This window comes from Franzmannia qiaohouensis (assembly GCF_031451695.1).
Taxonomy (GTDB): Bacteria; Pseudomonadota; Gammaproteobacteria; order Pseudomonadales; family Halomonadaceae; genus Franzmannia; species Franzmannia qiaohouensis.
In genome coordinates this window covers 43,009-57,007 of record NZ_JARWAM010000008.1, presented here as the reverse complement: position 1 = coordinate 57,007, position 13,999 = coordinate 43,009, and the positions used below count along the sequence as shown (strand labels likewise).

16 protein-coding genes are annotated in these 13,999 nt (G+C 66.7%); 1 reads left to right on the top strand and 15 read right to left on the bottom strand.

Translation table 11 applies throughout. The features are described 5' to 3' along the window. Window positions 1–17 precede the first annotated feature (17 nt). The 11 genes from fliP to fliF form a co-directional block, all read right to left on the bottom strand. On the bottom strand, window positions 18–776 hold the full coding sequence (gene fliP, locus QC821_RS12285; RefSeq protein ID WP_422720112.1) for a flagellar type III secretion system pore protein FliP: 759 nt from the start codon (window positions 774–776) through the stop codon (window positions 18–20). Beyond that, window positions 773–1,240, bottom strand: a complete 468-nt coding sequence (fliO, locus tag QC821_RS12280; RefSeq protein WP_309721727.1) for a flagellar biosynthetic protein FliO — start codon at window positions 1,238–1,240, stop codon at window positions 773–775. The genes fliP and fliO overlap by 4 nt, the downstream gene beginning before the upstream one ends. Continuing rightward, on the bottom strand, window positions 1,237–1,743 hold the full coding sequence (fliN, locus tag QC821_RS12275; RefSeq protein ID WP_309721723.1) for a flagellar motor switch protein FliN: 507 nt from the start codon (window positions 1,741–1,743) through the stop codon (window positions 1,237–1,239). The genes fliO and fliN overlap by 4 nt, the downstream gene beginning before the upstream one ends. Beyond that, on the bottom strand, window positions 1,736–2,788 hold the full coding sequence (gene fliM, locus QC821_RS12270; protein ID WP_309721720.1) for a flagellar motor switch protein FliM: 1,053 nt from the start codon (window positions 2,786–2,788) through the stop codon (window positions 1,736–1,738). Before fliM ends, fliN begins: the two co-directional genes overlap by 8 nt. A 47-nt stretch (window positions 2,789–2,835) precedes the next feature. Beyond that, window positions 2,836–3,321, bottom strand: a complete 486-nt coding sequence (gene fliL, locus QC821_RS12265; protein WP_309721717.1) for a flagellar basal body-associated protein FliL — start codon at window positions 3,319–3,321, stop codon at window positions 2,836–2,838. 214 nt (window positions 3,322–3,535) lie between these two features. After that, complete coding sequence (locus QC821_RS12260; protein WP_309721712.1) at window positions 3,536–4,912, bottom strand: flagellar hook-length control protein FliK; 1,377 nt, start codon at window positions 4,910–4,912, stop codon at window positions 3,536–3,538. A 72-nt stretch (window positions 4,913–4,984) separates the two neighbouring features. Next, window positions 4,985–5,446: a flagellar export protein FliJ gene (gene fliJ, locus QC821_RS12255; protein WP_309721709.1), complete on the bottom strand. Its 462-nt coding sequence runs from the start codon at window positions 5,444–5,446 to the stop codon at window positions 4,985–4,987. After that, the gene (fliI, locus tag QC821_RS12250) at window positions 5,443–6,828 is read right to left on the bottom strand and encodes a flagellar protein export ATPase FliI (protein WP_309721707.1); all 1,386 of its coding nucleotides are present in this window, start codon (window positions 6,826–6,828) and stop codon (window positions 5,443–5,445) included. Before fliI ends, fliJ begins: the two co-directional genes overlap by 4 nt. Beyond that, the gene (gene fliH / locus QC821_RS12245) at window positions 6,821–7,603 is read right to left on the bottom strand and encodes a flagellar assembly protein FliH (protein ID WP_309721706.1); all 783 of its coding nucleotides are present in this window, start codon (window positions 7,601–7,603) and stop codon (window positions 6,821–6,823) included. The genes fliI and fliH overlap by 8 nt, the downstream gene beginning before the upstream one ends. After that, window positions 7,596–8,606 carry a flagellar motor switch protein FliG gene (fliG, locus tag QC821_RS12240; RefSeq protein WP_309721703.1) on the bottom strand — a complete coding sequence of 337 codons (1,011 nt, stop codon included), beginning with the start codon at window positions 8,604–8,606 and terminating at the stop codon, window positions 7,596–7,598. Before fliG ends, fliH begins: the two co-directional genes overlap by 8 nt. Continuing rightward, window positions 8,606–10,381, bottom strand: coding sequence for a flagellar basal-body MS-ring/collar protein FliF (fliF, locus tag QC821_RS12235; RefSeq protein WP_422720111.1), 1,776 nt, complete (start codon window positions 10,379–10,381; stop codon window positions 8,606–8,608). The genes fliG and fliF overlap by 1 nt, the downstream gene beginning before the upstream one ends. 251 nt (window positions 10,382–10,632) lie before the next feature. Here fliF and fliE point away from each other — a divergent pair, with 251 nt between their 5' ends. Beyond that, window positions 10,633–10,962: a flagellar hook-basal body complex protein FliE gene (gene fliE, locus QC821_RS12230; protein ID WP_309721700.1), complete on the top strand. Its 330-nt coding sequence runs from the start codon at window positions 10,633–10,635 to the stop codon at window positions 10,960–10,962. Between the two features lie 150 nt (window positions 10,963–11,112). Here the strand turns inward: fliE and QC821_RS12225 are convergent, their stop codons facing one another. The 4 genes from QC821_RS12225 to QC821_RS12210 all read right to left on the bottom strand — a co-directional run bounded on the left by QC821_RS12225 (window position 11,113) and on the right by QC821_RS12210 (window position 13,912). Then, complete coding sequence (locus QC821_RS12225) at window positions 11,113–11,349, bottom strand: DUF2789 domain-containing protein (protein WP_309721697.1); 237 nt, start codon at window positions 11,347–11,349, stop codon at window positions 11,113–11,115. Window positions 11,350–11,411: 62 nt separating this feature from the next. Next, window positions 11,412–12,464, bottom strand: coding sequence for an asparaginase (locus tag QC821_RS12220; protein WP_309721695.1), 1,053 nt, complete (start codon window positions 12,462–12,464; stop codon window positions 11,412–11,414). Between the two features lie 64 nt (window positions 12,465–12,528). Continuing rightward, the gene (locus QC821_RS12215) at window positions 12,529–13,425 is read right to left on the bottom strand and encodes an alpha/beta hydrolase (protein WP_309721692.1); all 897 of its coding nucleotides are present in this window, start codon (window positions 13,423–13,425) and stop codon (window positions 12,529–12,531) included. Between the two features lie 124 nt (window positions 13,426–13,549). Beyond that, entirely contained in the window at window positions 13,550–13,912 is a 363-nt protein-coding gene (locus QC821_RS12210) for a flagellar protein FlaG (RefSeq protein WP_309721690.1), read from the bottom strand. Window positions 13,913–13,999: the final 87 nt, after the last annotated feature.

Below are 13,999 nucleotides of genomic sequence, written 5' to 3'. Positions count from 1 at the left end.
GCTGATGGTGGCGATGGTCATAGATAGAAGCTCTGGGCCAGCGAGCCGATGATCAGCTGCCAGCCGTCGACGAGCACGAACAGCATCAGCTTGAACGGCAGCGAGATGGTTGCCGGCGGCACCATCATCATGCCCAGCGACATCAGCACGCTGGCCACTACCAGGTCGATGATCAGAAACGGGATAAAGATGGTGAAGCCGATCTGGAAGGCGGTCTTGAGCTCGCTGGTAACGAAGGCCGGCATCAGCACGCGCATCGGCAAATCTTCCGGCCCCTGCATTTCGCCGACGTCGGCCAGGCGTACGAACAGTGCCAGGTCCGGTTCGCGGGTCTGGGCCAGCATGAACTCGCGAAACGGCTGGCTGGCCACCAGCAGGAACTCGTCGAAGTTCATGTCGTCGACGGAGAGCGGCAGCCAGGCATCTTCATAGACCTGGGCGAACACCGGCGACATCACGAAGAAGGTCAGGAACAGCGCCAGGCCGAGCAGCACCTGGTTGGGCGGCGCCGACTGGGTGCCCATGGCGGTGCGCAGCAGGCTGAGCACGATGATGATTCGGGTGAAGCCGGTCATCATCAGCAGTAGCGCCGGCAGGAAGGCCATCGAGCTGAGCAGCAGCAGGGTCTGCAGATGCATCGACCACTGCTGGCCGCCGTCCTCGGTGGGCTGGCTGGTGATACCGGGGAGGGTGGCCTGGGCGAAGGCGCTGCTCGGCAGCCACCACGCCAGCAGGGCGATGAGCAAGACAAGTGCAAGGCGTTGCAGCGAGGTCACGGCCGGCTGCCCTTGCCGCGGCCCAGGGCCTGGCCGGCGTTCTGCTTCAAGGCGCTGGCGAAGCGCGTGGCGAAACTGCCGCCTTCCGGGTGCACCGGTGAGGGTGGTGCAGTGTCGACCGGCGCGGCGCATTCGTGGAGCTTGCTGACCTGACCGCCACCCACGCCGAGCACCAGCCAGGTGCCTTCGACGTCGACGATGACCACTCGCTCGCGGTTGCCCACGGCAGTGCTGCCGACCACCTTGAGGTGCTGGCCGTGCACGCGCCCTTGCGGATGCAGGCGCTTGACCAGATAGCTGCACAGGAAGATGATCGCTACCACCAGTGCCAGGGCCGCCGCGGTCTTGCCCAGCGCGGCCATGCCAAGCAGGGCGTCGCTGCTACCTACGCTACCCTCGAGCGCCGCCAGGCCGCTGGTGTCGACCTGCGGGGCGGGCTCGGGTGTCGAAACACGCTCGCTCATCGGTTGAGTTTCTGCACGCGCTCGGAGGGGGTAATGATCTCGGTGACGCGGATGCCGTATTTGTCATCCACTACCACCACTTCGCCCTGGGCGATGAGGTAGCCGTTGATCAGGATATCCATCGGCTCGCCGGCCAGGCCTTCGAGCTCGATCACCGAGCCCTGGGCGAGCTCGAGCAGCTGCTTGATGGTGATGCGGGTGCGGCCGAGCTCGACGCTGAGCTTGACCGGGATGTCCATGACCATTTCCAGGTCGCGGGCGGCACCGCTGCCTTGGCCCTTGTCGAGGGGCTTGAAGACCTTGGAACCGGCGGCTTCCGGCTGGCTGGCCGGGGCTGCGGCGGGTTCCTCGGCTTCGCTTTCGGCCTGCTCGGCCAGCGCTTCGGCCCAGGGGTCGTCCTCGGCGGGCGCCGCATCGCCCTGTTCGGCCATGGCGCTGGCCCAATCGTCGTCTGTGGCGCTCTGATCGGGCTTGTTGGGATCAGGCTTGTTGGGATCAGTCATTATCGGATTCCTTGGCTTGCGGCGTTGACCCTTTGACGAAAGTTTCCTTGGCCGACTTGGATGACGAAGCATGCTCGATCAGGCTGTGAACGCGCAGTGCACGCTGACCGTGTTGGCTACCGTATTCGCAGCGCATCACCGGCACGCCGTCGACGCTGGCGGTGACGATCTCCGGGAGTTCGATGGGCAGCACGTCGCCAACTTCGAGCGACATCACCCGGCCGATGCTGCTGGGGATCTCGACGAAGTCGGCGATGAGTTCGACGTGGGAGCGCTTGATCTCGCCGGCCATGCGCTGGCCCCACTGCCGCTCCTCTTCGGGGTGGCTGTCGGTGAGCGGGCCGCTGAGCTGCTCGCGCAGCGGCTCGATCATCGAGTAGGGCATGCAGATCTGGAAATCGCTGTTCAGGTTGCCGACTTCCAGGTGGAAGGTGCTGTTGACCACGATCTCGTTGGGCGAGTTGGTGATGTTGGCGAACTTGACCTGCATCTCGGAACGCAGGAACTCCACCTCCAGCGGGTACACCGAGCGCCAGGCTTCCTGGTAGGCGTCCAGGGCGAGCTTGAGCAGGCGGCGTATGATGCGCTGTTCGGTGTGGGTGAATTCGCGGCCTTCCGACTTGGTGAGAAAACGCCCGTCACCGCCGAACAGGTTGTCGACCACCATGAACACCAGGCTGGGGGGGAATACCACCAGCGCCGAGCCGCGCAGCGGCTTGAGTGCCACCAGATTGAGGTTGGTGGGCACCGGCACATTGCGCGAGAAATCGCTGTAGCTTTGGTAGCGGACGGTGTCGACGGTGATGTCGGCACTGCGCCGCAGCAGGTTGAACAGGCTCATGCGGAAGTGCCGCGCGAACCGCTCGTTAATGATGTCCAGAGCGTGCAGACGCTCGCGTATGACCCGATGCTGGGTGGCCGGGTCATAGGGGCGAATACGCGCGTCGCTACCCTTGCTATCGCTAGGAGCAGCCTCTTCTTCGCCGCTGACGCCCTTGAGCAGGGCGTCGATCTCTTCCTGAGAGAGCAGATCGTCTTGGGACATGGCGCTATTGCACTTCTCGATGAAGACTCAAGGGTTCAGCGTCGCGGTCACTGGACGATGAATTCGGTGTACAGCACGTCGTTGACCATCAGTGACGGCTGTGGGTTGGTCAGCGGCTGGTCGAACAGGGCCAGGATGTCGGCCGAGAGCTGCTGCTTGCCCTCGGGGCTGACCAAATCTTCGGCCTGCTGGCTGGAGAGCAGCATCAGCAGCCGGCTGCGCACCTGCGGCATGTGCTCCTCGATCAGCTCGCGGGTGGTCTCGTTGCCGACCCGTAGCGACAGCCCGATGTAGAGCAGCTGCTGGTCGTAGTGACGGCTCTGCAGGTTGACCGTGAACGGGTTGATGTCGACGAAGATCGGCGCCGGGGCGCGGGTCTCTTCGACTACGGTCTGGGCGCTTGCGCCGCCTTCTCCGCTGCGGCTGTCCATCATGTAGTACACGGCCGCCGAGCTGCCCATCGAGAACAGGATGATCAGTAAGCCGATGATCCACCAAGGTTTGCGGCTGCCCGCACTGCGATTCTTTGCCATTGTCTTTGCCACCGATAGATGGGCGACCCCGAGGGGTGCATTCTAGAAAGCAGTATGGCGATAGCCGTGCCATCGCCATGGTTCGAAAAGGCCGGCCTAAACGGCGTATCTTGGCGCTTTACCAGATCCGCAAGGCCTTGACCTGCTACATCGTTATCGGCCCCGCGGGCGAGACATTGAGGGTGACGACTCAACGCACTGCCGCACGGCGTGCTCAAGCGTAAAGATCGACGCGGCCGTCGAGCTCCAGCGGCCTGCCCGGCAGCGCCTCGGTGGTGTCATCCAGCAGATTATCTTCGCCGCCCGATGCGCTACCGCCTTGCTGGCCACTACCGCCGCCGTTGGCGAAGGCCATCTCGCCGCCAGCGTGCTCGCCGACCGTTGCCTCACTCAGTGAAATACCCTGCTCCTCGAGGGCCTCGCGCAGCTGCGGGATGGCTTGTTCGAGGGCCACGCGAACCTGGGCGTGGGCCGAGAGGAACTGTGCCTGGGCACCGTTCTCGCCGAGCTTGAGGCTCACCGAGAGCGGTCCCAATTCGGCGGGGTTGAGACGCAGCTCGACGCGCTGGTCGCCGCGCTGGCTTAGGTTGACCAGCTGCTGGCCGAGCTGCTGTTGCCACTGCTGGCTGGCCACAGGAGCGCTCAGCGCGGCGCTGGCCGGCGGCTGACCGAGCGGTTGCGGGCTGGCGGTGGTGCCCTGGGCGCTGGCGACCGGCGGTGCTGGGATGCCGTTGGCCTCGCCGCTTGCGCCGCTGGGTGCCTCGCTGCGGCCATTAAGGGCGGCGAACAGCGGGGCTTCGCTACCGGGCTGGGGCAGGCCGACGGCTGGCTGAGGGCTGGCAGTGGTGCTGGGGCCCACCGTGGGGGCGGCCTGAGCCGCACTGCGCAGTGCCTGCTGAGTGATCTCGGCGAGCGCCTCGCGTCCAGCGGGCTGGACCTCCCGAGCGGCGGCGGGGTCGAGTAGCAGGGGGTTGCTTGCACCGCGCGATTGGCGCGTGTCGCCCTCGACCGTGCCGAGGGGGCGCGCCTGCAGAGTGGCGAGTTCGGCGCCCGGTCGTTGGCTGCTTGGCGGGTTGCCCTGGCCGGGCTCGGCCAGCGGTCGGCCGGCGGCGTCGATCAGTGCCATGCGCTGGCGTACCTCGGCCAGCAGCGCCGACTCTTCGCCAGCGTCCAGGTTCACGGCACCTGCCAGCGGGCGATTGGCCTGGGCGTTGCCGCTGAGCAGCGCCTCGAGGGCGGCCAGTGGTGATTCGACTGTTGCCGCCTCGCTGATTGCCTCGCCGCTGACCTCGTCGAGCACGCCCTCGATCAATGTCAGCGCTGCGGCCTGGCTCTCGTCGTCGGCCATGTCATTGGCAATATCCTCGACCAGCCGCTCGGCCAGTGCCGCCAGATCGATGGGGAGTTCTCCACCGCCGTTGGCCTGAGGCTTGGCATGACTCGCCTCCAGCAGCTGGCTGAGGCCGGCAGCGTTGGCGGCCTGGCTGAGCTGCTTGGCGAAAGCGCCGTCGGCGGGGAGCTTGCCTGCGGGCTGGGCGTTGGCGGCCTTGCCGGTGCCGGCTGTGGCGGTCAGAAGCGCAGAGATGTCCATGGTGCCTCCTTGTACGGGCCAGCCGATGTTCGCCGGCGAAGCGGCCGCGCGGTTGACGCGGCCGGGGTTGTGTCAGTGACTGTCGTCCTGCTCGCGCCGGCGGCGCAGCAGGGCATTGGTGCTCAGTTCATCGTTAACGCGCTGTTCATGGCGCTGGGCCTGCTGGCGGACCTGGTCGGCGCGACGGCTGGCCAGGGTGTCGTAGGAGGAGAGCTTGCGCTGCTCCTGCTGCCAGTGCTGCTGACTCGAAGCCACGCGCTGCTCTTGATCGCCCAGGGCCTGCCTGGCGCGCACGATGGCGGCGTCAAGCGAGGCCAGGAACTGCTGATAGTTGTGCATGGTGGCCGGGTCGATGCCGGCATGCATGGCGTCCTGCAGGCGCTGTGCGTACTCCAGCCGGTAGCGGCCCAGGGCGTCGAGCTGGGCCACGGTGTGCTGCTGGGTGCGGCGCTCGTTGGCCAGCGCCGTACCGGCGTTGTCGCGGGCCTCGCGGGCCAGGTCGAGCAGGGTGTCGAGCGGTTGCTGGTGCGTCATTTACCCCCTCCAATGAGTGCTGACAGCGACTGACGGGACTGGTCGGCGGTGGCCTGCTCATCGATCCGCTGCTGCAGGAACTGCTCCAGGTGCGGGTAGATCTGCACCGCATGGTCGAGCTGCGGGTCGTGGCCGGCGCTGTAGGCGCCGACGCTGATCAGGTCGCGATTGCGCTGGAAGCGCGAGAAGAGCTGCTTGAACTGCTGCGCCTGGCGCTGCTGGTCGTCGGTGACGATGGCGGTCATGGCGCGGCTGATCGAGGCCTCGATGTCGATGGCCGGATAGTGGCCGGACTCTGCCAGGGTGCGCGACAGCACGATATGGCCGTCGAGGATCGCCCGCGCCGAGTCGGCGATGGGGTCCTGCTGGTCGTCACCCTCGGTGAGCACGGTATAGAACGCCGTGATTGAGCCGCCACCGCGCCGAGCGTTGCCGGCACGCTCAACGAGCCCCGGCAGCTTGGCAAATACCGACGGCGGGTAGCCCTTGGTGGCCGGCGGTTCGCCGATGGCCAGGGCGATCTCGCGCTGGGCCATGGCGTAGCGGGTCAGCGAGTCCATGATCAGCAGTACGTTGCGGCCAGCGTCGCGGAAGCCTTCCGCCAGGCGGGTGGCGTAGGAGGCGCCCTGCAGGCGCTGCAGCGGCGAGGTGTCGGCGGGGGCGGCGACCACCACGGCGCGGCGGCGGCCCTCTTCGCCGAGGATGTTGTCGATGAAGTCCTGCACCTCGCGGCCGCGCTCGCCGATCAGACCGACGACGATGACGTCGGCCTGGGTGTAGCGGGCCATCATGCCCAGCAGCACCGACTTACCGACGCCGGAGCCGGCAAACAGGCCCATGCGCTGGCCGCGGCCGACGCTGAGCAGGGCGTTGATGGCGCGAATGCCGACGTCGATCTGCGCTTCGATGGGCGCCCGCGACAGCGGGTTGAGCGGTGGCGTGGCCAGCGGTGCGAAAGGCGCATCGTCGAGCGGGCCCTGGTCGTCAAGCGGGCGGCCGTTGCCGTCGACCACCCGCCCCAGCAGCGAGTCGCCGATCGGGAAGCGCCGCGCGCTGCCGCCATCGCCGTCGGTGAGAGGCAGTACCCGGGCGCCGGGGGAGAGCCCGCTGATCTCGGCGAGTGGCATGAGGAACAGTTTCTCGCCGGAGAAGCCCACCACCTCGGCCTCGGCGTACTGCGTCTCGCCGTGGCCGCTGAGTTCGATCCTGCAGGCGCTGCCCAGCGCCACCTTGAGGCCCACTGCCTCGAGCACCATGCCGGTGGCGCGCACGATGCGACCGCTGCTGCGGTAGTGGGGCACCGTTTCGATACGCGAGCTGACTCGCGACAGCGTCTGCTGCCAGTGGTGTTGGTGGCGGTTATCGGCGACGGCGTCAACCATTGTCGGAGCCCTCTTCGCGGAGTGCCGCATCGCTGTCGCGGTCGCCATTGGCGCGGGTGTCGCCCGGCTTGCGCTGGCGCACCATGGCGGTGATGGTGGCCCAGCGCCGCTCCCAGGTCGCATCCAACTCGCCGCTGGGGCTGGTCACCCGGCAGCCGCCGCGGCTGATGGTGTCGTCGGGCTGCAGCTGCCAGTTGGCGGCATCGAATTCGTTGCCGAGGTGGGCCTTGACCAGGCTCAGGTCGGCGGGGTGCAGCCATAGCCGCGGGCGACCGCTGAGCGCCGGGTCGGCGTGGAGCAGCTCGCGAACGATATCGAGGATCTGTTCTGGACGGGCGTCGAGGGCCTCGCCGGCCAGCTGGCGGCCGGTGGTCAGCGCCAGCTCGACGAGGTCGTCGGCGATGTCCTGGTCGAGGCGGGCCAGCGCCTCGCTGAAGTGCTGGGCCAGTGGGGCGAGTGGCGCCAGGGTCTTCTGGGCCTGGCGCTTGAGCTCTTGCTCGCCGGTTTCGCGGCCTTCGGCGAGTCCCTGGTCGTAGCCGGCCTGGTAGCCCTCGGCCTGGCCGGCGGCATAGCCTTCCTGGCGCGCTTCCTCGCGAACCTTCTCGCGCAGCGCTTCGATCTCGGCATTGCGCTGGAAGGCCTGCTGGCGGATCGCCTCGCGGCGCTTACGCTCACGCTCCTGCTGGGCGCGCTGTGGCTGACCCAGCTCATCCATCTGCCAGCGCCGCCAGTCGTCATCCTGGCGATCGTCGAGATCGCGCCAGGCGTCAGACATAGGTGTCGTCTCCACCGCTCAGTACGATTTCGCCAGCGTCTGCCAGGCGCCGCACCACTTGCAGGATGTTCTTCTGCTCGGTCTCGACCTGGGAGACGCGGATCGGCCCACGAGCTTCCATGTCCTCCTGCATCAGCTGGGCGGCGCGCTGCGACATGTTGCGCATGAACTTTTCCATCAGCGCGTCCGGGGCGCCCTTGAGCGCGATCACCAGGGAGTTGGTATCGATCTCCTTGAGCACCAGCTGGATGGCGCGATTGTCCAGGTCGAGCAGGTTCTCGAACAGGAACATCTCGTCGATGATCTTCTGGGCCAGATCTTCGCTGTGGGCGCGCACGGTCTCGATGACCACCTCTTCCTGACTGGAATTCATCAGGTTGAGAATCTCGGCGGCGGTTCTTACACCACCCATCTTGCTGCGCTTGAGATTCTGGCCGTCGAGCATGCCGCCGAGCACTTCGGTGAGCTCCTGCAGCGCCGCCGGCTGGACGCCGCTGAAGGTGGCGATACGCAGCACCACGTCGTTGCGCAGCTTATCGTCGAAGTGCTCGAGGATATCGGCGGCCTGATGGCGCTCCAGGTGCACCAGGATGGTCGCAATGATCTGCGGGTGTTCGTCGCGGATCATTTCGGCGACCAGCGAACCTTCCATCAGGTTGAGCGAGTCGATGCCGGAGCTGGTGCTGGTGGACTCGAGGATATCTTCGATCAGGCTCGAAGCGCGTTCGCTGCCCAGCGCCTTGGTCAGCACCGAGCGGATATGGTCGCTGGAGTGCAGGTTGATGGCGGTGAACTGCTCGGCCTCGTCATGAAAGTCGTTGAGGACCTGACGCATCTCCTCGTGGGAGACCTGGTCGAGGGTCGCCATCTCCTGGCTGATCTCCTGGACCTCGCGCGGCGCCAGGTACTTGAACACCTCGGCGGCGCTATCCTCGTCGAGGGCGAGCAGCAGGATGGCGCTGCGCCGAGCGCCACTCATGGTGATCTGGGCGGTCTTGCTCATCAGCTGTTGCCCTCGTCTTTGTGGATCCAGCTGCGCACGATCATGCCGATCAGGCGCGGGTCTTCCTGAGCCATCTCGCGGACATCCTTGAGCTGTTGCTCATAGGCCGACGACTTGCGCTTCTTGCGCGGCGGCGGTGAGTAGCTGTCGTCCTCGAGCTGCTCGCTTTGCTCGCTTTGCTCGCCGTCCTCGTCGTCGTTGCCGACGGTGGCGCGGAAGCCCGGCTCGGGAATGGCGGCCGCAGGCAGCGGCTGCTCGGTGTAGCGCTTGATCAGCGGACGTAGCAGCAGCAGGTAGAGCAGCAGGGCGATGAAGGCGATCAGCAGGTAGCGACCGGCGCTGATGGCCATGGCCTGAAGTTCCGGCGATTCCCACCAGGCGCGCTGGTCGAGCTCTTCCTGGTCGAGGGTGAAGGGGCTGTTGACCACTTCGACAGCGTCGCCGCGTGCTTCGGAGAAGCCCATGGCCTGGCGTACCAGGCGGTTGAGCTGGGCGATCTCGGCATCGCTCAAGGCGACGCGCTGGGTGTCGCCGTCGGCATCGGTCTCTTCGCGATAGTTGACCACCACTGCCACCGAGAGGCGCTCGATCTGGCCGCGACGATGCTGAATATGCTCGACGTTGCGGTCGACTTCGTAGTTGATCACGTTGTCGTGGCGCAGGTCGCTGGGTGCAGCGCCCTCGGCCAGCTCGTCCGGCTCGATGGGATTGCCCTCGTCATCGAGGGGCTGGTTGATCGGCGAGGGGGCGACGCCCGGCGGGGTGTTGGTGAGGGCGCCGGGAATGCCCATCGCCAGCTCATCGCCGCCGCGGTAGGAGGTGCTCAACTGCGAGCTGCGTACCGCGGCTTCGTTGGGCGCCTGGTTGGGTCCATAGCGCTCGGAGGTCTCCTCGCGGGTGGAGAAGTCGATCTGGGCGGCGACCTGGGCGCGGACATTCTGGCTGCCCAGGATCGGTGACAGGATGTTCTCGATGCGGCGCTGGTAGGAGCGTTCGACTTCGTCGATATAGGAAAGCTGGGTGCCGTCGAGGTCGCGGCTGGTGCCGCCACGCTGGGAGAGCAGGCGCCCGGCCTGGTCGACCACGGTAACGTCGTCGGCGGAGAGTTCGGGTACGCTGCTCGAAACCATGTGTACGATGGCATCGACCTGGCCCTCGCTGAGGCTACGGCCGCCATGCAGGGTGAGCACCACCGAGGCCTTGGCCGGCTCGCGCTCGCGGACGAAGACCGACGGCTTGGCCATGGCCAGATGAATGCGCGCCCGGTTGACCGGGCCGAGTGATTCGATGGAGCGCGACAGCTCGCCCTCCATGCCACGCTGGAAGTTGACCTGCTCGGCGAACTGGCTGACCCCGAAGGCCTGGTTGTCCATCAGCTCGAAACCGACGTTGCCGCCCTGGGGCAGGCCCTGTTCGGCGAGCTGCAGGCGCAGGGTGTGGACCTGGTCGCTGGGCACTAGTAGCGCCTGGCCGCCTTCGCTCATGCGGTAGTTGACGCCGCGGGTGTCGAGTTCGTTGATGATGCGGCCGCCGTCTGCCTCGCTGAGATTGCTGTAAAGCACGCGGTAGTCGGGGCTCTTGGCCCACAGCAGCAGGGCGATGATGATCGCGATCACCACCGCCGCGGCGATCATTAGCGGCACCAGCGGGTTGGCTCGCAGTTGCTCGGCAAGCTTGGCGGTCGTCAGGCCGCGCACCCCTGTGGTTGCGGCGCCCTCGGCGCTGCGCTGGTTGCCGGCCGGCTGTGCGCCAGCGTTGGTCTGGGCCTCGCTCACAGCGTGTCTCCTGAAGTTCTGCTGCGTTGCCCTGCGTCGGTGTCGAAAGTCATTGCGCCATCCGGCTCCACAAGCTGTCCGATTCGCCGCCCAGTGTCGGCAGGCGGTCGTGTTGATGAACGCCATTATGCGGAGGTGGGTAAAGGCTAAAGGGTAGAAAAGCCGGAGTTTTGCTCGCCAATTGCCGCTTTGGTGGTGGCGCCTGCCTTGCTAGGCTTGCCCCACGCTCTCCAACCAGTGAGTCGAGACGCATGAGTACACCCGCGATTCAGTCGGCCGTGGCGCAGATGCAGTCGTTGGCGACCCAGGCCGCCGGCGCCCAGCACAAGGGCCAGCACCTCTCCACGGCGGTCGGCCAAGGCGGCTTCGCCAGCGAGCTGCAGGCCTCGATCCAGCGCATCAACCGGCTGCAGCAGACCGCCAGCGCCAAAGCCACCGCTTTCCAGTCCGGCGACCCGGACGTGGCGCTCAACGACGTGATGGTCGATATGCAGAAGGCCAGCGTGGCTTTTCAGATGGGCGTGCAGGTGAGGAATCGCCTGGTGACGGCCTATAAGGACGTGATGAATATGCAGGTCTAGGTAAACACTGAATAAAAGACCGCACCAGCGAATCGCTGCGTTGCACGCTGCTGGTGCGCCAGCCCGGTAGGAATCCTCACATATTCCCCAGGCATAACATCACGATGCCCGGCCAAATGGCCGGGCATCGTCGTTGCTGGTGCGGGGATTTCAGGTCTTGCGCAGCGAGGCGTCGAGGTGGTCGACCACCTCGGCCCAGTCGGCGTCGTCCTCCAGCGCCTCGTGAAGGAAGTCGGCCTGGGCGCGGCTCCAGAAGGGAGCGTCGGGCAGTGGCAGGGCGTCCGGCAGCGGTGAATGTTGTTCGATAAAGGCTTCGATGGAGGCGGCGTCAGCGGGCAAGCCGAGCTGTTCGAAAAGCTCGCTGAAATGGTGAACCGGTGGTTCCATGGCAGTCTCCCTGATGGACGATATGTCCCTACACCATAGCGGGTCGCAGCGGCCTTTGCCGCTCAACGTTCGCCGGCCAGCGAAGTGAGAAAGCGTCGCCTGCGCTCGGTGTCGTCGAGCGGCTGGGCCAGCAGGTGGACCAGCTTGGTGAAGGCAGCTTCCGGCGTCATGGCGTCGGCGGAGAGCACCCCGGCATCGGCAAGGCCCTGGCCGGCGGCGTAGTGGCCGATCTCGATGCCGCCGTGGGGGCACTGGCTGAGGGCGACCAGCAGCTTGCCTTCGCCGCTGGCGCGGGCCAGTACGCCAAGCAGCTCAGGGTCTTGCGGGGCGTTGCCGCCACCCCAGACTTCGAGCAGGGCGCCCTGCACCGCGCTGGGCTCGAGCCAGGCAGCAACCTGCCAGGCGGCGATGCCGGGCCACAGCGCGATGCGCACTACGCTGTTGCTGGCATGCTTACCAATATAGTCGGGCAGCTCGAAGCGTGGCGCGCCGCGCTGCTGCTCTGCCAGGCCGCGGCTGGGGTAGAGCACCGGGCGGTGGTCGACCAGTTCGCCGAGCAGCGGATAGTTGGGGCTGCTGAAGGCATCGGCTGCCTGGGTGTGCCACTTGCGCGTACGAGTGGCGCGCAGCAGCTTGCCGGCAAAGCACACCGCGACCTCCTTGAGTCCCTGCTCGGCGGCGAAGCGCAGTGCCGCCTCGAAATTGCCCAGGGCGTCGGAGCCCTCGGCTTCGAGCGGCAGCATGGCGCCGCTGACGACCACTGGTATATCGATGCCCTGAAGCTGGTAGGCGAGGCTGGCGGCGCTCCAGGCCAGGGTGTCGGTGCCGTGCAGCACCACGATACCCGCATAGCGCTGCCGGCCGTGCTGCGCGGCGATCAGTTCGGCCAGCGCCTGCCAGGTGGCAGGGGTGGCGGCGCTGGAGTCGATGGGCTGGGGCGTCTCGACCAGCTCGAAGGGCGGTAAATCGGCGCGACGTGCCGGCGGCAGGCTGGCCAGGGCGGCGTCGAGGCGGCGGCCGATGTCACTCCCGGGGGCCAGGCCCGCGGCGCTGGGCAGCATGCCAAGGGTGCCGCCGGTGTAGACGACGAGAAGCGGGCGAGGGGGCTGCGCCATGGCGTGGTTCCTGTTGCGGCTCTAAGGATTCGGGCTGCCATGATACCCGAGGTTGGCGGTGTGATCAGTCGCCGACCCGGCGGCTGAGGAAGTCGATGCCCGCCTCGATGGCGCTGCCGCGGGTGACGAAGCTTGTCAGGTGGCCGCGCAGCCGCTGCAGGTAGAGCTCGCTGTGGATGCCGCGTTCGAGCAGTGCCTGGTGAAAGTCTGCGGCGTGGTCGACCGGCACCAGGCGGTCCTGAGTGCCGTGGAACAGGAAGAACGCCGGGGCGCTGTCGCCGAGCTGACGTGCCGGTGAGGCCAGTCGATACTGCTCGGGGACCTCGGCGCGGGTGCCGCCGAGGAACTGCACCACCAGCCGGCCATCGTCGAACTTGAACAGATCGGTGGGCATGCCGCCGGCGAGTACCGCCTGCAGCCGGGTGTGCTCGCCGCCGTAGGGCGTGGCCAGTTCGGCCCGGTCGGCGCTGAGGGCGAGGAGCCCTACCAGGTGGGCGCCGGAAGAGAACCCCACGCCGACCAGGCGCTGGGTATCGACGCGCCAGTCCGGTGCCTGGTCGTGCAGCCAGCGCATGGCAATCTGCAGGTCGTGGAGCTGGGCAGGGAAGCGATGCGCCGGCGCAAAGCGATGCTCGATATTGACCGCCACGAAACCGGCCTCGGCCAGCTGCCCGGCGATGCCGGCCATGTCGCTGCGATCTCGGCGCTGCCAGCCGCCGCCGTGGACCACCAGCGCCGCGGGGCGCAGCGTCGCGCCGTCATCGGCGGGCAGGTAGACATCTGCCTGCAACGCCTGGGGCCAGGCGTCGGGGGTGTAGGTGAGCCCTTCAAGAAGGGTGACCTGCTGGCTGGCGCTGTCGAGGGCCGTGGGCGGCTGGCCGGGGGCGTTAAGATGACGGCTGCAGCCAGTCACCAGCAGCGGCAGGCAGAGTAGGGCAATCAGGCGACGAAAGGGCAGCATGGCGGCGATCCGTGAGCTGGAGGGTCGGTCATCTTGTACAAGCCTATACGCTCGTAAAGGCTTTGTGGATGCATTGATGCGACCCGTCTCGCGGTGCCGTAGTTCCTGATGGCCCGATAGGCTGCTAGACCTCGAGGTTGATCAGACGACCCTGCAGTTCGCTCAGAGATTCGGCGATGCGCAGCACTTCTTCGCTGGGAATTTGGCGAATCACGTCGCCGCTGTCGCGGTCGACGATCCGCGCCACGGTGCGCGAGTCGAACTCATTGAGGTGGAACTCGACGCCGTAGGGGCGCATCACTTCGTTGATACGCAGCACCGGCTCAATGAGATCCCCCGCTGGCGGCAGCGCAGCCGCACCGCGCTCTGCCTGGCTCTCGGGGGTGGGGAGCGGGCTGTGACCGAGCTGTACGAGCATGCTGTCGAGGCGCTGCTGGGCGGTCAGGCCGCGAGTCGCGGGGCTAATATCGTTGATCAGGTCGCTCATGGTGGGGCCTCTTACCCTGCCGACTACTATTTGTCATTGATAGTATCGGCAGGGCGAGGAGGTTCTTTAGCGGCTGATCGGTGGTTC